This is a genomic window from Bradyrhizobium sp. B039 (genome assembly GCF_038965675.1).
Taxonomy (GTDB): domain Bacteria; phylum Pseudomonadota; class Alphaproteobacteria; order Rhizobiales; family Xanthobacteraceae; genus Bradyrhizobium; species Bradyrhizobium diazoefficiens.
Window position 1 is genome coordinate 3,365,043 of the sequence record NZ_CP152416.1, and the last position, 17,206, is coordinate 3,382,248.

Annotated in this window: 16 protein-coding genes; 2 read left to right on the top strand and 14 right to left on the bottom strand. The window is 66.0% G+C overall.

Annotation, left to right across the window (positions count from 1 at the left end; all coding sequences use genetic code 11):
* Positions 1–181: 181 nt before the first annotated feature.
* A complete protein-coding gene (locus tag AAFG50_RS15665; RefSeq protein ID WP_028172043.1) occupies positions 182–1,468 on the top strand; it encodes an O-antigen ligase family protein in 1,287 nt (428 codons plus the stop codon).
* Positions 1,469–1,488: 20 nt separating this feature from the next.
* The gene (locus tag AAFG50_RS15670) at positions 1,489–2,514 is read left to right on the top strand and encodes a cellulase family glycosylhydrolase (RefSeq protein WP_028172042.1); all 1,026 of its coding nucleotides are present in this window, start codon (positions 1,489–1,491) and stop codon (positions 2,512–2,514) included.
* Between the two features lie 103 nt (positions 2,515–2,617).
* Here the strand turns inward: AAFG50_RS15670 and AAFG50_RS15675 are convergent, their stop codons facing one another.
* From AAFG50_RS15675 to AAFG50_RS15740, 14 genes are read right to left on the bottom strand one after another with little or no spacing between them, the layout of a single operon-like run.
* Positions 2,618–3,244 carry an NAD(P)H-dependent oxidoreductase gene (locus AAFG50_RS15675; protein WP_028172041.1) on the bottom strand — a complete coding sequence of 209 codons (627 nt, stop codon included), beginning with the start codon at positions 3,242–3,244 and terminating at the stop codon, positions 2,618–2,620.
* Positions 3,245–3,247: 3 nt separating this feature from the next.
* Complete coding sequence (locus AAFG50_RS15680) at positions 3,248–4,822, bottom strand: isochorismatase family protein (protein ID WP_028172040.1); 1,575 nt, start codon at positions 4,820–4,822, stop codon at positions 3,248–3,250.
* Between the two features lie 20 nt (positions 4,823–4,842).
* Positions 4,843–5,691, bottom strand: coding sequence for an MBL fold metallo-hydrolase (locus tag AAFG50_RS15685; protein ID WP_011086154.1), 849 nt, complete (start codon positions 5,689–5,691; stop codon positions 4,843–4,845).
* Between the two features lie 31 nt (positions 5,692–5,722).
* Positions 5,723–6,607, bottom strand: coding sequence for an amidohydrolase family protein (locus AAFG50_RS15690; protein ID WP_028172039.1), 885 nt, complete (start codon positions 6,605–6,607; stop codon positions 5,723–5,725).
* Complete coding sequence (locus tag AAFG50_RS15695; protein WP_028172038.1) at positions 6,604–7,725, bottom strand: VWA domain-containing protein; 1,122 nt, start codon at positions 7,723–7,725, stop codon at positions 6,604–6,606. Before AAFG50_RS15695 ends, AAFG50_RS15690 begins: the two co-directional genes overlap by 4 nt.
* Entirely contained in the window at positions 7,722–8,603 is an 882-nt protein-coding gene (locus AAFG50_RS15700; protein ID WP_011086157.1) for a MoxR family ATPase, read from the bottom strand. Before AAFG50_RS15700 ends, AAFG50_RS15695 begins: the two co-directional genes overlap by 4 nt.
* Before the next feature lie 10 nt (positions 8,604–8,613).
* Complete coding sequence (locus tag AAFG50_RS15705; RefSeq protein WP_028172037.1) at positions 8,614–9,636, bottom strand: molybdopterin cofactor-binding domain-containing protein; 1,023 nt, start codon at positions 9,634–9,636, stop codon at positions 8,614–8,616.
* Positions 9,637–11,214, bottom strand: a complete 1,578-nt coding sequence (locus AAFG50_RS15710) for a molybdopterin cofactor-binding domain-containing protein (protein ID WP_028172036.1) — start codon at positions 11,212–11,214, stop codon at positions 9,637–9,639.
* 11 nt (positions 11,215–11,225) lie between these two features.
* Entirely contained in the window at positions 11,226–11,702 is a 477-nt protein-coding gene (locus AAFG50_RS15715) for a (2Fe-2S)-binding protein (protein WP_027548905.1), read from the bottom strand.
* Positions 11,703–11,719: 17 nt separating this feature from the next.
* The gene (locus tag AAFG50_RS15720; RefSeq protein ID WP_028172035.1) at positions 11,720–12,538 is read right to left on the bottom strand and encodes an FAD binding domain-containing protein; all 819 of its coding nucleotides are present in this window, start codon (positions 12,536–12,538) and stop codon (positions 11,720–11,722) included.
* Entirely contained in the window at positions 12,529–12,984 is a 456-nt protein-coding gene (locus tag AAFG50_RS15725; RefSeq protein WP_028172034.1) for an SRPBCC family protein, read from the bottom strand. The genes AAFG50_RS15720 and AAFG50_RS15725 overlap by 10 nt, the downstream gene beginning before the upstream one ends.
* A gap of 5 nt (positions 12,985–12,989) precedes the next feature.
* Positions 12,990–13,427: an SRPBCC family protein gene (locus AAFG50_RS15730; RefSeq protein ID WP_011086163.1), complete on the bottom strand. Its 438-nt coding sequence runs from the start codon at positions 13,425–13,427 to the stop codon at positions 12,990–12,992.
* Positions 13,428–13,438: 11 nt separating this feature from the next.
* Positions 13,439–16,342: a flotillin family protein gene (locus AAFG50_RS15735; RefSeq protein ID WP_028172033.1), complete on the bottom strand. Its 2,904-nt coding sequence runs from the start codon at positions 16,340–16,342 to the stop codon at positions 13,439–13,441.
* Positions 16,343–16,369: 27 nt separating this feature from the next.
* On the bottom strand, positions 16,370–17,203 hold the full coding sequence (locus AAFG50_RS15740; RefSeq protein WP_028172032.1) for a phosphoenolpyruvate hydrolase family protein: 834 nt from the start codon (positions 17,201–17,203) through the stop codon (positions 16,370–16,372).
* Positions 17,204–17,206: the final 3 nt, after the last annotated feature.

The window sequence follows — 17,206 nt, forward strand, 5'->3', positions numbered from 1 at the left end:
AGCTGAGGGCTTATAGCAGGGGAGTGACGGTCGAGATACCGAGGTGGTACGATTTGCATCAAATGGACTGAGCCGGGTTCGTATCGTTACCGAAGTCTTAAGGTTTCGCGTCTGCGGAGGCTGCGATGTGGAGACCTGGCCGCGCTAGCAAATAATTAACCGCGTTTAAGGAAGGTCAATCATGGCCAGCCTACAGACCGAGGTGGACTCCGGGGCTCCCGGGAGCGCGATCTGGAAGACGCGCAGCGTTGGCGTTGAGAAGATTGCCAGGGCCGCGATTGGCTGTTCGATCACCATCAACGTCGTCGCGTCGATGGGTACCTTCAACACCGGGCTGTTGCCGGCGGAGCTGACCTATCTGCAGCAGGCTGTCGCGGTCCTGATGTGGGGCGTCCTGATCTACGCCAGCGCATTCGTGCGTCCGCGGCTGCGTTTGCAGTTCAATCCCGATCTGATCGTTCTGGTCGCATTCTACGCCTTCGCCGTCATCTCCGTGTTCTGGACCAGCCTGAATGCTGCCGCGATCATGAAGAGCCTGGCGCTCGCGATGACGACCTTCGGTGCCTTCTGTCTCATCACGCGCATCGACATGGACGAGGTTGTCAGGGCCACGGCGTTGGGCCTTTTCATATTGGTCGCCGCGTCGGCCTTCGTTGCGCTCGCCGTACCCGATATCGGGATAGACCACAGCTGGATGCATAACGGTCAATGGCAAGGCGTCTATGAATCGAAGCAGACCCTCGGTTTCGTCGGCGCGTATCTGATGTTCTTCGCCTGCTATCTGAAGATGAAGGGGCAAGGGTGGCCGGCCTTCCTTCTGACCTTCCTTCTGGCGTCCACATGTGTCCTCGCGTCGGAATCGCGGGGCGCCGGTGCCGTTGCCCTGGCCGCATGCGCATTGCTGTTGACCTCGATGTGGTCGGTCATCTGCATGAGACTCTATGCGGTCCTGCCGTTCGTCATGTGTTTGCTGGCCGGCGCGCTGATCTTCTATTTTTACGCGACGGGGTATGACGCGATCCATGTCGGCGACGCGTCCGTCGATTTGACCGAGCGGACGTTCATCTGGCATTACGCCATCAGCCATTTCGATGACGCGCCACTGCTCGGCTTCGGGATCAACGGCTTCTGGACCATCCCGTCGATATACGACTATTTCGAGCAGAACCATGGCTGGGTGCTCGACAATTATCACAGCGGCTATATCGCGATCCTGATGGAGACGGGGTTTCTCGGCTACACGCTTTTCGCCGCGAGCGTCCTGCTGTTCTCGAACAAGGTTCTTCATCTGATTTCGGTCCGCGCGATCGACCGGTCGCACTGCGCGCTGATCATCGGATTTGTCGTTCTCAGCTTTCAGACCAATTTTACCGAGACGACGTTCCTTCGTTCGACGATGTTCACGTCGGTGCTGCTGGTGGCGTTCTTCTTCGCGACGTGCAGGCCTGTGCCGCAGACCGATCTCTAGTCTCAACGAATGGAAGCAAGATGAGAGCCATCCGCGCTCGCTGGACGAGAAGCTTCAATCTTGCGGCAACGGCATTTTTCCTCGCGTCGTTTGGCTTCCATGCCAATGGGGCCGGGCAGGCTGCTTCCCGTGACCTGCCGAAATTGGGGCGCGGCATCAATATTCTCGGCTATGACGGGATCTGGGAAGGCGGCCGGAACGCGCCATTCCGCCTGGACAATCTGACGGCAATCAGGAAGGCCGGATTTTCGCACGTCAGGATCAACATTTTCGGCTTCAAGTTCATGGGCCCGGGGAACGTGCTGGACGAGATCGTTCTGAGGCGGCTCGATGCCGTCATCGAGGACGTCCTTGCAAGAAACCTCATTCCGATCGTTGACGAGCACGACACCCATATCTGCCAACGCGACGTTTCCGAATGCGGCGAGAAGCTCAGGGCATTCTGGCGGCAGATCGCCGAGCGCTATGCCGGAAAATATCCCGCGCTGGTCTTCGAGGTCCTGAACGAGCCTGGCGGGCAAATGACGTCCGGCGACTGGAATTCGCTCCTCAACGAATGTCTTGAAATCATCCGCCGCACCAATCCGGCGCGGCCGGTCATTGCCGCGGTTCTCAATACGGACGACATCCCCGTCGACGACCTGGCTCTGCCGGCCGACGACAGGAACCTGATTGTCACGTTTCACTATTACGCGCCGATACGATTCACGCATCAGGGCGCACCGTGGTCCCCGACGTTTTCGCGGATCGGGCCGCTGGATTGGGGCAGTCCCGACGACGAAGCCAAGGCTGCTGCTGACTTCGGGAAGATGAATCTCTGGGCGGAGAAGGAGAAGCGCCCCGTCTATCTCGGCGAATTCGGGGTGTACGAGCGCGCGCCATCCGACAGCCGCGCGAGATATTTGTCGTTCATGGCGAGAAGCGCCGACAGGCTTGGCTGGTCATGGGCCTATTGGCAATTCGACCATGATTTCGCGGCCTTCGACAGCGCGCGTCAGGCCTGGAAGCCGGACATCCTGCGTGCGCTGATTCCGCCGCAGCGTTGAAGCGGAAGTTGCGATTACGCTGCACGGTCCTGTCGGCCGTCGCCGCGAAATCTGCAGCGCTCTCCCCGTTCGCAATCGCCTAGCGTGGCGCGTCACCAGTCGATCAAAACCATGTGGCGATCTCCCGGAGGCGTCGATACGCCGTCTCGCGCGCGGTGAGGATCGGGTCCGCCGGGCCGGTGGTCGGCCCGATCGGCACGAAGCGCACGTCGCTGATGCCAATGAAGCGCAGCGCCTCGCGCAAATAGGGTGTCGCCATGTCGGTGCGGCCGCGGTTCATGCCGGTGACGAAGTCGCTGCCGCTGGCGAGAATGACGAGGGTCGGCCGGTCCTTGAGCAGCGGGAGGTATCCCGACGCCGGGTCGTACCGGAAGGTAAGCCCGGGCTGCACGATGATGTCGAACCACTGCTTGAGCTTGTAGGGGATGCCGAAATTCCACATCGGCGTCGAGATCAGCACGCGTTCGGCGAGCGACAGGCGCGTCGCCATGCGCTCGGCCTCGGCAAAGCTGTCGCGCTGGGCGTCGTCGAAGGCCTGGGCCTTCATCCGCGCATATTTGGCCTCGACAATCGGCCCCGCAAACTCCGGCATCCGCTCCCGCCAGAGATCCATGACGTCGATGTCCCAGTCGGGACGCACCTGGCGAAATCCGTCAAGGAAGACGCGCGCGCCGGCGCTCGACTCCGAGTCGGGACGCGGCGAGCAGGAGAGGTGCAGGAGCTTTGCCACCGCTCATCCCAGCGCTCTGATGACGGCATCCGCCCGCGTGACGATGGCGACGTTCTGCATGGCAAAATTGATCGAGGCCGAGTGCCAGTCGGCATTCATGGTCGAGCAGCAATCCTCCGGCACGATCATGAAATAACCCTTGTCGGCACCGGTCCGCGCGGTGTGCTCGACCGACATGTTGGTCCAGGCGCCGGTGTTGATGATCATGTCGCGGCCGGTAGCCTTCAGGATCGTCTCCAGCCGCGTGCCCTCCCAGGCGCTCATCCGCATCTTCTCGACGACGAAATCGCCGGGCCGGGGCTCCAGGCCCGAGACCGGCGCCGCGCCCCAGCTGCCGCGTACCATCGCCTTGCTGTCGACCAGACCCTCGAACAGCGGCGCGTTCAGCGTCACGCCGGGGGCGCCGGGCTCGACCACGAACCAGACATGGATGATGGCGACGCCGCGCGCCCGCGCGGCCTCGGCAAGACGCCGGACATTCTCGACCACATGCTGCTGCTTCGCGTGAGCGGGCGCGCCTGACCCGTCGAACGCGCCGCCATCCATGATGACGTCGTTCTGAAGATCCTGGATGATCATGGCGCAGCGCTGCGGATCGAGCCGCATCTCGCCGTCGGTGAGGATGGGCGCTGCGGCCGCGGGGCCGGCGCTTGCGCCTCCGCCGCCGCGCCTGCCGCTCATATAGGGCTCGTGGCGCGGTCCCACCTTGGTTGGGATGGCATAGACCGAATGCGTCGAGGTCAGATAGAGCGTGCGGAAATCCGGCCCGCCCCAGGCGAGGTTGGCGACGAGTTCGGGTACACGAACCTTGCCGAGCAGTTCGCCGCGTGGCGAGTAGACCCAAACGCCGCCGGGTGCGGTGACCCAGACATTGCCGTGCTGGTCGCACTTCATGCCGTCGGGCAGGCCAGGCTCGAGCTCGGACTTGATGCTACTTGCGAACACCCGCGCATTCGAAAGCGTGCCGTCGGCGTTGACGTCGAACACGCGGATCAGCGCCTGCACGGTGTCGTTGACATAGAGCAGCTGTTCGTCGGGCGAGAAGCACAGTCCGTTCGGCTGGTCGAACAGATTGCGGTCGACGACGAGCTTCGGCTCGCCGCCGGGCATGACACGATAGACGCCCTGGAAGCCAAGCTGCCGCGGCCGCTCGACGCCATAGACCGGCATGCGGCCGTACCAGGGATCCGAGAAATAGATTCCGCCCGAGGAGTGCACGCAGACGTCGTTGGGACTGTTGAGCTCCTGGCCTCCGAAATGCGAGGCAAGCACCTCGCGCCGGCCGTCCGGCCGCTCGCGGACCAGCGACGAGGTGGCGTGCTCGCAGACGATCAGATTGAGCTCGGCGTCGTACGTCATGCCGTTGCATTTGTTCGACGGGCGCTTGACCTCGGCCACGCCGCGCCGCGCGTCCCAACGCCGCCGAACGTCGCCGGGCATGTCAGAGAACAGGAGGTAATGATCGAGCGGATGCCAGATCGGGCCTTCCGTGAAGTCAAAGCCCGTTCCGACCTGCGCCACCGGCGCATAGGGATCGATCAGGGTCTCGAATTCGCTTCGCAAGGTGACATGCGTCATCGGTCGATCCTTCGAACGCGTCAGGCCGGAAACCAGTTGCGCGGGGGCAGCGACTGCACGATCGGGCCGGGGACCTGATCGTGCAGACGGCCGACGACCATGCCGCCCTCGATCTTGGCCGGCCTGTCGTGCACCGGCAGCAAATAGCGCGAATTGCTCAGCAGCTTCTTGATCGAGGCCTTCTCCGCCCGCTTGCTGGTGCCGTGGTTGCCGGTCGTCCGCGGCTCCCAGTCGTGAATCTCGTTGAACGGCGTGACGATCTGGTCGTTGAAATCGTAGATCACGTCGCCGCAGATGGTGGCGATCCCGTCGGCGGTCTCGACAATGATGTTCATGGAGCCCTCGGTGTGGGCGTTGGCGGCGTCGCAATAGACGCCGGGCATCAGCTCGATCGGCCCGGTGATCTCCAGATCGAGGAAACGCAGCGCGCTCTTGGTGTGCAGGCGGTCGATCAGGTGCTTGATGTCGGGCGCCGGATATTGCGGATGCATCAGGCCGGAGACCGAATATTCCAGTTCCTTGCGGTTCAGGACGACGGTCGTGTTCATCGGAAACAGATCGTCCTTGCCGGCGTGGTCGATATGCAGATGGGTGTGGCAGACGAAGCGCACGTCGCCCATGCGCACGCCATGGCGGGCAAGCTGGTTCTCGATCATGTGCTCGTGGTACTGCAGGCCGCGCATGCCCAGCGTCTCCATGATCTGGTTGGAGCGGTAGCCCGTGTCGACCACGACCGGATATTTGCCGCCGAGGATCAAAAAGCCGAGCGTGAGGACGCGGCGGGTGCGGCCGCAGTCGCGGCCGAGAACCAGAAAGCTCGATTCCAGCTCGATATCGCCATAGTCCAGGATCTTGATCTCCAGCGCCATCCGTGTCTCTCCCTGTCTCGTTTCTTGTCTGTCAAAGCCGATAGACGCGCGCTGCGGTGGTCCGGAAGATCGCGTCCTGTTGCCCGGTCCTCAGCGGAACGGCCGCCGCGCGAAACGCGTCGACGAGCTCGCGATAGCTGGTCCACAATTTCTCGATCGGGAAATTCGATCCGAACAGGCAACGCTCGGCGCCGAAGATCGCGACCGTGTCGGTCAGCACCGCGGCGATATGCGCGGGATCGTTGCGGTGGATGAACGTGCCGAGACCGGACAGCTTCGACACCACGTTCGGACATGTGGCGAGGCGCGCCATTCCCGCGCGCCAGGCCGCGCGGCCTGCCGGCGAGAGATCCTCCAGCATCCCGGCGTGCTGGAGGATGAAGGTCACCTTCGGACAGGCCTCGGCCAGTTGCGCGGCATCCGGCATCTGCGGCGTGAACACCTGAAGGTCAAAACTCCAGCCGTAGTCGGCGAGGTATCCGACGTTGCGGCGGATCAAGGGGTCGAGACAGAGATCAGGCCTGGTGGCAAACCGATAAAGCGGGTTCTCGTGCCAATGCAGCTGCATCCGCACGCCACGCACGAGCGGGTAACGCTTGAGGCGGTCGAGCTGCGGGCGGACGTCGTCGACGGCGAAATTGGCATAGGCGACGATGGCGTGGGGCCAGCCTTGCTCGTCCGCGGTCTGCTGCACCCAGGCGGCCTCGTCCTCGAAACGATCGTTGGCCCAGTTGGTCTGGACGTAGACGGAGCGATTGACGCCGGTGCCCTTGAGATCGCCGAGATATTCCTGGATCGGATAGTCGCGCCGGATCGGCTCGTAGGGTCCGAAGATGCGGGGCTGCATGGGGCCGACCAGCCAGGGCAGGTCCGCCTGCCGCCAGATGTGATGATGGCCGTCGACAATCCCGGTCACGCAACTCTCCTTCGTCCCAGTGCCAGGACATGCGCGACGATCGACGCGCTCGACCCGCCGTCGACGAGATCGTCAACGAAGCGTTCGATGGCGACGAGCGCTTCGGTCTGCGGGCGAAAGCCCGGACCCGTTGCGAGCGGCGTCAGCCAGCTCATGCGCCAGGCCCGCCGCGACAGTCTTGCCACGGCGTCGCGCAGCGCGTCGGGTGGGCCGCGCTCCAGCCCGTCCGAGACGACGATAACCGCCGCCCCGCGCGCATAGCCGCCGAACCGCGGCACCGCGAGAAAGGCTTGCAAGGCATCGCCGATCCGGGTGCCGCCGTCCCAGTCGCTGACGAGATGGGCGGCCGCGCTTAGCGCCTGTTCGCGCCGCTTGAGCCGCAGCGCGCGGGTGACACGGGTCAGGCGCGTGCCGAAGGTGAAGACCTCGACATTGGGCGCTGCCAGCACCAGCGCGTGGGCGAGCTTCATGTTCTCCTCGGTGCGGCTCTTCATCGAGCCGGAGACGTCGATCAGCAGCAGAATTTTTCGCGGGCGCTGCCTGCGCTTCAGGTGGCCGAGACGCAGGACCTCGCCGTCGCTGCGCACGGAATCGCGCAAGGTCCGGCGAAGATCGGCGAACGGACCGCGCCGCGCCTGCATGCGCCGGTGGCCGCGTCGCCTGGGCAGACGCCGCGGCGCTTCGCGGGTCAGGCGGCGTAGCGCATCGCCGGGAGAGAGTTGCGCAAAGCGGCGCTCGACCAGCGCCTCGGTACGGGTCGCGGTGAGGCCGGATTCGTTGGCGTCGTCGGAGAGCAGAGGCTCCTCGTCTCCGCGGCCTTCTTCCTGAAGCCGGACGGTCTCGTCGTCCTCGCCGTCGTCATCGCGCGTGACGGCCTCGCTGCCGCGGAAATGGAGGTCGAACAGCCGGTCGAAGGTCGCGCGGCGTTCGGGCGGCGGGGCGAGGGTGGCCAGCGCCGCCTGGCGGATATCGCCGAGGTCGCGCGGGCCGAGCAGCTCGATCGCAGTGAGGAACGCGGTGGTCTGTTCCGGGGCGACGGCAAAGCCGTTGACGCGCAGCAGTGCGACGAAGGAGACGAACACGCGCGCCGCCTGCGGCAGTTGCAGTTCGGGACTCATGCGGTTGCCTCCGCAAGCATCGCGTCGAGCCGGGGCGAGATGAAGTGCAGGTCCTCCTCGTCCTTGAGCGCGACGCCGATCGAGCGCCTGAAGGCATCGGGCCAGCGCGCGCCGCCCTTGTGCAGCAAGGTCGCCGCCTCGGCCCAGTCGACGGCTTCAGCGATGCCCGGCGCCTTGCTGAGCGGCTCGCGTCGCAATTTGCCGACCGCCGCGACGACAGCGCGTGCGGTTGCTTCCGCAACGCTGGAGGCTCGCAGCATCACGATGCGCGCCTCGCGCTCTTCGGTGGGATAGTCGATCCAGTGATAGACGCAGCGGCGGCGCAGGGCCTCGTGCAGGTCGCGCGTCCGGTTCGAGGTCAACACCACGACGGGACGCTCCGCCGCGCGGACCGTGCCGCGCTCGGGGATCGAGATCTGGAAGTCGGACAGGAATTCGAGCAGGAAGGCCTCGAACTCCTGATCGGCACGGTCGATTTCGTCGATCAGCAGTACGGTGGAATCCGGCGCGCGCAGCGTGGCGAGCATCGGCCGTTCGATCAGGAACGTCTCGCCATAGATGTCGATGCTCTCGTCGCCGGCCTGGCGGATCGCGAGCATCTGGCGCGGGTAGTTCCACTCGTAGAGCGCCGCGGACGAATCGATGCCCTCATAACATTGCAGCCGGATCAAACGCCGCCCCAGCACGGCGGCGATGGCCTTCGCCGCCTCGGTCTTGCCGACGCCCGGCGCGCCTTCGAGCAGCAGGGGCTTGCCGAGGGCGAGGCCGAGATAGGCTGCGGTCGCGAGCCCCTCGTCGGCGAGGTAATAGGCCGCGCGCAGCGCCTTCTCCAGCGCTTCGGGGCTGTCGATGCCGACGATGTTGCTGCGGACCGCCATTGCAAGACCTCTAGCGCCGTGCCTGCGGTCGCGCGCCGCCCTGGGACCTGATGGCGCGCAGCACTTTTTCCGGGGTGATCGGCAGATCGTCGATGCGGACGCCGACCGCGTTGAAGATCGCATTGGCGACGGCCGGTAGCACCGGATTGGCGCACATCTCGCCGGGGCCCTTGGCGCCGAACGGGCCATCCGGCGCAGGACGCTCCAGCACGGCGATGTCGTGCGGGCAGATATCGCCGGGGCCGGGCATTAGATATTCGACGAAATCGCGGGGGCCGTGAACGGGATCGGGATAGTAGGGCTCAGGCGTCTCGTATAGCGCGTGGCTGACGCCCATCCAGGCGCCGCCGACCAGCTGCTGCTCGACCAGGCGCGGATTGAGCGCGCGGCCGAGCTCATAGGCGGAGTCCATGCGCACCATCGCGACCTCGCCGGTCTCGTCGTCCACCTCGACCTCGGCGACCAGGCAGGCATGGGCGTAGCAGGTTGCCGGCGACATCTCGCCGGTTTCCGGATCGACGTTGGAAAGAGGGACGAGGAAGATGCCGCGGCCGGAGATGGTCTTGCCCTGCTTGAACTGCGCGGCGATCGCGACGTCCTTGGTCGAGATCGACCGGTGCGGCGCGCCCTTGACGTGGATGTTGCCGCGCCCGTCGGTATCGAGATCGGCGGCGTTGACCTCGAGCTCCTCTGCGGCGGCCTCCATCATCACGCCGCGCGCCTCGCGGGCGGCGGCCATCACGGCGTTGCCGACGCGGTGGGTGCCGCGCGAGGCGAACGAGCCCATGCAGTGCGGGCCGGTGTCGGAGTCGGCCGTGTCGACATAGACGTCCTCGACCGGCACGCCCAGCGTCTCCGCGCAGATCTGCCGTGTCACCGACTTCATGCCCTGGCCGAGGTCGATCGACGACAGCGCGACGGTGAACTTGCCGCTCGGATTGGAGTGCACCAGCGCCTGGCTGGGGTCGCCGCCGAGATTCATGCCGATGGGATAGTTGATCGACGCCATGCCGCGTCCGCGATGCCGGGTCATCTAGCGCCTCCTGGTGCCGAAGACGGAGGAGAAACGGGTCGCGCCATGCGAGGGCGCAGCGGGCCGCGGGGGAGGCGGTGGCGGCTCGCGCGGCGGCTCGCGGGTGACCGTCGGTGGAAGCCGGTCATAGGTCGTGCGCTGCTGCGCGGCCACAGCCGGCCTTGGGTGCGAATCCGTCGGTGTCGGCGGAATCACGGCGCGGCTGCCGCCGCCGTCCTTGCGCGAGGACGCGCGCTTGAACTCGTCGCGGATCGGCCATTTGGCCTTTTCGGCCGCAACCTGAACACATTCGATCAGCGCGGTGTTCTTGGCTTCGCGCCTGTGCGCCTTCATGTCGCCGTCGCGATAGGCGTTCAGGATGCGGAACTCCATCGGGTCCATGCCGACGAGGTTTGCCAGCTTGTCCATCTGACACTCGATGGCAAAATCCATCGCGGTGACGCCGAAGCCGCGCATGGCGGTTGCAGGCGTCCGGTTGGTGAAGACGCAATAGACGTCGCCATAGACGTTCGGGATGGTGTAGGGGCCGGGCAGGTGTGCGGCGCATTTCACGGCGGCGTAGCTGGACAGCCGCGTGTAGGCGCCGCTGTCGAAATAGGCGCGGATCTTGCGCGCGACGATGCGGCCGTCGCGCATCACGCCATCCTTGATGTAGATGCGCTCGGCGCCGCGCGGCGGGCCGTATTGCATCTCCTCCTCGCGGCCGAACACGTAGCGCACGGGCCGCCCGGTCAGCATCGCCCCCAGGATCGCGAGCGGTTCGGTCAGCGTGTCCACCTTGCCGCCAAAGCCTCCGCCGACGGTGCCGCCGATGAAGTGGAAGGTGTTGGATGGCACGTCCAGGATCTTGGCGCAGGTGTCGACCGAGAAGAACAGCGCCTGCGTCGAGGTGTAGACGACGTAGCGGCCGTTGGTGTCGGGCGCGGCGATCGCGCCGTTGGTCTCGGTCGGCGCGTGCTCGATCGGCGACATCTGGTAGCGCTGCTCCAGCACGTGATCGGCGGTCGCGAGCGCCGCATCGGCGTCGCCGAAACGCAAGCGCTGGTGATCGTAGACCTCGTGATAGGTGAATGTGTTCTTCGGGTAGGTCTCGTTGACCACGGGCGCGCCAGGCTTGAGCGCATCCTCGACGTCGAACACCGCCGGCAGCACCTCGTAGTCGACCTTGACCTTGGCAATCGCCTCGAACGCCTCGCGCTCGCTGTCGGCGACGATGGCGACGATCGGCTCGCCCTTGTAGCGGACCTTGTCGACCGCCAGCGAAGGCTCGTCGTCCTTGCCGAAATTGATCAGGCTCAGCAGCGTGTTGAGATTGACCGGCACGTCAGTGCCGCGGATGATCCGGCGCACGCCGGCCGAGCGCTCGGCCTCGGTGGTATCGATACGGCGAATCTTTGCATGCGCCTCGGTCGAGCGGACGACCTTCAGGTGCAGCATGCCCTGAAGTTTGTGGTCGTTGAAATAGCTCGACGTGCCCGTGACGTGGCCGAGCATGTCCTGGCGCTGCGTCCCCTTGCCGATCTCTTTCAAACTATCGTCGCGCTCGTCGGCGAAGATGTCCTTGCGCAGTTCCAGCATGATGGGGATCCTCAGGCACTCGCTCGGCTGCCGGAAGCAGCGAGGATGGCGTCGATGATGGGCTCGTAGCCGGTGCAGCGGCAGATGTTGCCGGAGATCGCCTCGACGACCTCGGCGCGGCTCGGGGCGGGGTTGCGGTCGAGCAGGGCCTTTGCGGCCATCAGCATGCCCGGCGTGCAATAGCCGCATTGGGCGGCAAAATGGTCGGCGAAGGCGCGCTGGAGCGGATGCAAGTTCGGGCCCTGCTTCATGCCGTCGAGCGTCTCGACCGCGCGGCCCGCGACGGTCTCGGCCAGCGTCAGGCACGAGAGGTGCAATTCGCCGTCGATCAGCACGCTGCAGGTGCCGCAGCCGCCCTGGCCGCAGCCGAATTTCGGTGTCATGTCGCCGATCAATTCGCGCAGCGCCACCAGCAGATTGGTGCCGCCGTCGACGAAGATCGCGACGTCGCGGCCGTTGTGACGAAATTGCAGGGGTATTTTGGACATGACGATCTATTCCCTGTCTATTCCTGGCCGGACAGCAGACGCCGCAGATGGACGCCGACGATTTCGCGGCGATACCAGGCGCTGCCGAGCGCGTTGTCGGATGGCGATGTTCCTTCGGTTGCTGCGGATGCGGCGGCCGCGATCGTCGCGGCATCGAGCGAGCGGCCCTCGAGCGCTCGCTCGGCGGCGCGGGCGCGGATCTGCGTCGGCGCCATCGAGCCCAGCGCGATGCGGGCGCCCGCGATCCGGCCGCCGCTGACCGGCAGATGCGCGGCAAGGGTGATGACCGAGCCGCCCTTCGGCTTGATACGCGCGATCTTGCGATAGCGGAAGGCCTCGCTGCTGGCCGGCCGGGTGCAGGACACCGACAGCACCAGCGTCCCGGCCTGGCGGTCGCGCGCCTGCAAGAACTCTTCGATCGGGACGTCGCGCGCGCCAAAGCCGCCCTGCACGGCGACGGTGGCGTCAAGCGCCAGCAGCGCGACGGTGAAATCGCCATAGGGAGTGGGCGCAAAGAGATTGCCGCCGACGGTGCCCATGTTGCGCACGGCGGGACCGCCGATCGAGCGGGCAGGGGCATGCAGGAAGGCGAGGTCCCGTTCGGCGAGGATGCGCGCGAAGGTGACGCCGGCCCCGAGCGTCACGCGCGGACCGGATGCGTCGATCCGGGTCAGCGCCTGGTCGTGGGCGCGAACGACGGTCGAGATCGTCACGTCGCCCTCGTTCAGCGCGCGCATCACAAGTGTGCCGCCGCCGAGATAGCGCGCGCTGCGGTCCGAGGACAGCGCCCCGGCAGCCTCGCCGGCGCTGGTGAACGTCTTCACTGTCACGGCCATGATGATGCGGCCTCCTTCAGATGCCGGCGGATCGCCTCGAACCCGGCCTGATAAATGTCTTCGGCGACCATGTGGGTGATGCGATCCTTGTCTTCCGGCCTGGTCGTGAAGCGTGACTCCCAGTGCCAGAAGGTGCGGTCGCCGTCGGTGACCGGCAGCAGCCGGACATGGGCGACGTAGTTGAACATCGGCACCGGCGTATCGAGCAGGCAGTAGCTGAAGGACTGCTCCAGGTCGGACAGCGCCAGAAGCTGCTCCCGCAGCTCGGAGCCGTCCTTCAGCTTGAAGCGCCTGACACAGCCGATCTTGTCGGAGGGCTGCGCACGCTCGATCGTGGAGGTCGCAACCGCCGGGTGCCAGCGGTCGTGCCCGTTGAAATCGCGCAGCACGGACCACGCCGCATCGGTCGGCGCGTCCAAAATCGTGCTTTTGACGATATGCGGCACGGGTGTCAGCCTCCGAACACGCGCTTCAGCGCGTCAAACCCGCCCTGGAACACGCCGCCGCCGATATTGTTGACGAGCTCCGTCTCGCGCTCCGGCGCGCAGTCGAACTCGGCGGTCCATTCCATGAACGTCTGGTCGCCGTCGGTGACGGGCGTGAGCCGCAGGGTGGCGACGTAGTTCTCCACGCCCATTGGCGATTCCAGGATCGAATAGGTGCAGAACATGTCGTAGTCGGAGAGGCCGAGCAGCTTCTCGCGGATGCGGTCGCCGTTGCGCAGGCGAAAATCCCTGACGCAGCCGATCTTGTCCGAGGGCTCGCCGCCCTCGATCCGGCTCTCCGCGATCGCCGGGTGCCAATTCGGTAGGCCGTTGAAATCGCGCACCCGCGCCCAGACGCGGTCGTTGCGGGCGTTGACGACGGTGGAGACGTAGACGCGGGCCATGAACGCGATCCTCAGCTCTTCTTCCGCGGCCCGCGCTCGGCCGGCGGTTCGCCGCCGCCCTCAGTCGCAGGCGGGGAGGCGGCTGGCTTGTCGCCGCCGCCGCCCTTGCGCGCGGACTCCTTGATGCCCTGCATGTCGCGGGCTTCGCGGATCAGGCCCGGCATCTTGGCGAGGCTGCCGCCCTCGACGCCGATGTCGGCGAGGATCGAATCGATCAGCGGCGCCTGGACGCGGTAGCGCAGCGCCGAGTCGATCACCTCGTCGGTGGCGCTGCGGCCGCCATTGCCGCCATGGCCATTGCCGTTGAGCCCGTCGACCTGGAGGATGCGGATGCCCTCGATCTTCTCCATCGGCTTGACGCTCTCGCGCACGATGCCTTCGATGCGGTCGAGCAGCTTTCGGCGGAACAGCGAGTAGCGCGCCTGATCCGTGAGGACGTTCTCGGCCTCGTTGAGCATCCGCTGCGCTTCGGCCTCGACGGTGGCGCGGACACGCTCGGCGTCGGCCGCGATCCGGGTCTCCTCGGCCTGCTTCTCGGCCAGCAGCACCTCGACCGTCTTGCGCCGCCTTGCGATCTCGCTCTCGCGCGCGGTGATGACGCGCTCGGTGGCTTCCGTCGCATGGATGCGGGCTTCCTCCGCAGCAGCACGCGCTGCGGATTCTTCCAGCGACTTCTGATGAATCGCGATGGCCTTCTCCATCAGCACCGTCTCGACGTCCTTTTCGCGGTTGACCTCGAGCTTGCGCAGCTCGCGCTCGCGGCCGATGCGCGCCTCATCGAGGCCGCGGTCGGACGCGATCCGCGCGCGCTCCACCTCTTCGCGCGCGGCAATCTCGGCTTCCTGCAGCGACTGGACGCGGGCGACCTCGAGCTGCTCGATGGCGCGGCGGCGCTCGATCCGCGCCGCTTCCAGCGCCTGCTCGCGCGACACGTCGGTGGTCTCGACGTCCTTGCGCGCGACGATCTCGGCCTGCTTGACTTGGCGATCGGCGTCGATCCGTTCCGAGCGCTTGGTGGAGAGCGCGATGACGCGGTCCTCGTCCGCGATCTCGATCGCCTTCTTCTGCTCGATATTGAGCACCTCGCGCTTCTTGGACGAGTTGATTCGTTCGGCCTCGAGCGCAAGATCGACGCCGATGCGCTGGCGCTCGATCGCGTCGCGCCGCTTCAGCTCGGCGGCCTCCAGAACGCCGGTGCGCTCGATTTCGAGCGCGCGGGTTTCGCGCTCGGCCTGGATGCGCTCGGCCGCAACGGTTTTCTCCTGCGCGATCCTGGCGGCCTCGATCGCTTCGCGCGAGGCGATGTCGGCTTCCTCGACGGCGCGGTTGCGGGCGATTTCCAGCGAGCGCACCCGCTCCTCCTGGGCGATGCGGGAGGCTTCGGTCGCCTCGCGCGCGGCAATTCCCGCGACATCGAGCGTCTGGTTGCGCTCGATCTCGAGCTGCCGCGTGTTCTGCTCGGCGGCGATGCGCTCGGCGGCCAGCGTCCGTTCGCGGGCGATGCGGGCGGCCTCGACCGCGCGCTGCGCCTCGATCTCGGCCTCCTGGATGGTGCGGACCTGCTGGATTTCCAGGGCGCGGGTCCGCTCGTCCGAGGAGATGCGCTCGACATTGACCGTCATGGTCTGGGCGATGCGCGCCTTCTCGGTGGCTTCGCGTGCGGCGATCTCGGCCTCGTCGACGGCGCGGGTGCGCTCGATCTCGCGGCGCCGCGTCTCCTCCTCGTTGGCGATGCGGGCATCGGTGACGACGCGGTCCTGCTGGATGCGGGCCTTCTCGATCGATTCGCGTGCGGCGATCTCGGCCTCCTCGACGGTGCGCATGCGCTCGATCTCGCGCTGGCGCACCTCGCGCTCCGAGGCAATGCGGGTGGTGTCGATCGAGCGCTGGTTGGCGATCCGGGTCTTCTCGATTTCCTCGCGCGCCAGCAGCTCCTTTTCCTCGATGGTGCGGGTTCGCTCGATCTCCTTCTGGCGGGTCTCGCGCTCCGAGGCGATGCGGGCCTCGGCAATGGCCTGGTCATTGGCGATCCGCGCGCGCTCGATGGTCTCGCGCGCGGAGATCTGGGCCTGTTCGGCCTCGGTTTCGCGCAGTGCGCGTTCGCGGGCGACTTCGGTGCGCTGGAGCGCGCGGCGCATCTCGATGTCGCGCTCCTGCTCCAGCCGCGCCGTCTCGCTCTCGCGCTCGATCTCCAGCGCCTGCCGCTCGGCCTCGAGATTGCGGGAGCGGATCTTGATCATCGAGTCCTGCTCGATGTCGTTGCGCAGCTTGCGCTTGGCCTCGATGTCCTCCATCAGGCGGGTCAGACCTTCGGCGTCGAACCGGTTCGACGGGTTGAAGAATTCGAGATCGGTCTGGTCGAGATCGGTGATCGCGACGGATTCGAGCTCGAGTCCGTTCTGGGCAAGTGCCTCCGCCGCATTGGTCTTGACGCGCACGACATAGTCGCCGCGCCGCTCGTGCATCTCCTCCAGGGTCATTTCGGACGCGACCGACCGGATCGCGGAAATGAACTTGCCGGCCAGCAGCGCGTGGAGCCGTTCGGGCTCCATGGTGCGGCGGCCGAGTGTGGCAGCCGCGATCGAGACCGCCTCCTTGGTGGCCTGGACCCGGACGTAGAAGTCGGCCTCGATATCCACGCGCATGCGGTCGCGGGTGATCACGGCGTCCTGGCGGGAGCGGACGATGCCCATCGGCAGCACGTTCATGTTGACCGGCGTGTAGTCGTGGATGAACGGCAGCACGAAGGCGCCGCCGTTGATCACCACGCGCTCGCCGAGGAATCCGGTCCGGACGAACGACGTCTCCTTGGAGGAGCGATGGTAGAGCCAGTTCACGATGTAGACGGCCACGACGATCACGACGATCGCGACGATCAGCCAGAGGATCAACTCGCCGACCAATATCCCTGACATCTTGTCCTCCCTCGAACCTTAAAGGCGTTATCGCGCACCGATCGCCTTGAATTGACGCACCTGTTCCGTCAGGGCGCGCTCCACGGGCAGTCGTTCCATCGAGGACGCGCCGTAGAAGCCGTGACAGTTGCGGGTGTTCTTCATGATGAAATCGGCGTCGGCGGGATCGGCGATCGGCCCGCCATGCGCGAGCACCAGAATCTCCGGATTGACGCTGAGCGCGGCCGAGGCCCAGGTGTCGATGCGCGCCGGGCAGTCCTGCAATTTCGGCGCGGTCTGCGCCCCGATCGTGCCGCCGGTGGTGAGCCCGAGATGGCAGACGATGATGTCGGCCCCGGCTATCGCCATCGCGGCGGCTTCCTTCTCGCTGAAGACGTAGGGCGTGGTCAGCAGGTCCTTCTCGCGCGCCTTCGCGATCATGTCGATCTCGAGCGCGTAGGACATCCCGGTCTCTTCGAGATTGGCGCGGAACACGCCGTCGATCAGGCCGACGGTCGGGAAGTTCTGCACGCCGGCAAAGCCGAGCGCCTTCAACTGGTCGAGAAACACGTCCATGTCGCGGAACGGATCGGTGCCGTTGACGCCGGCGAGCACCGGCGTCTTGCTGACGACGGGCAGCACTTCGCCGGCCATCTCCAGCACGATGGCGTTGGCATCGCCGTACGGCATGAGCCCCGCGAGCGAGCCGCGGCCAGCCATGCGGTAGCGGCCGGAATTGTAGATGACGATGAGATCGACGCCGCCGGCCTCCTCGCATTTGGCCGACAGCCCCGTGCCGGCGCCGCCGCCGACGATCGGCTCACCCCGCCTGGCCATGCCGCGAAATCGCCTCAGGAGTGCTGCGCGCTCAAACCTGGCCATCGG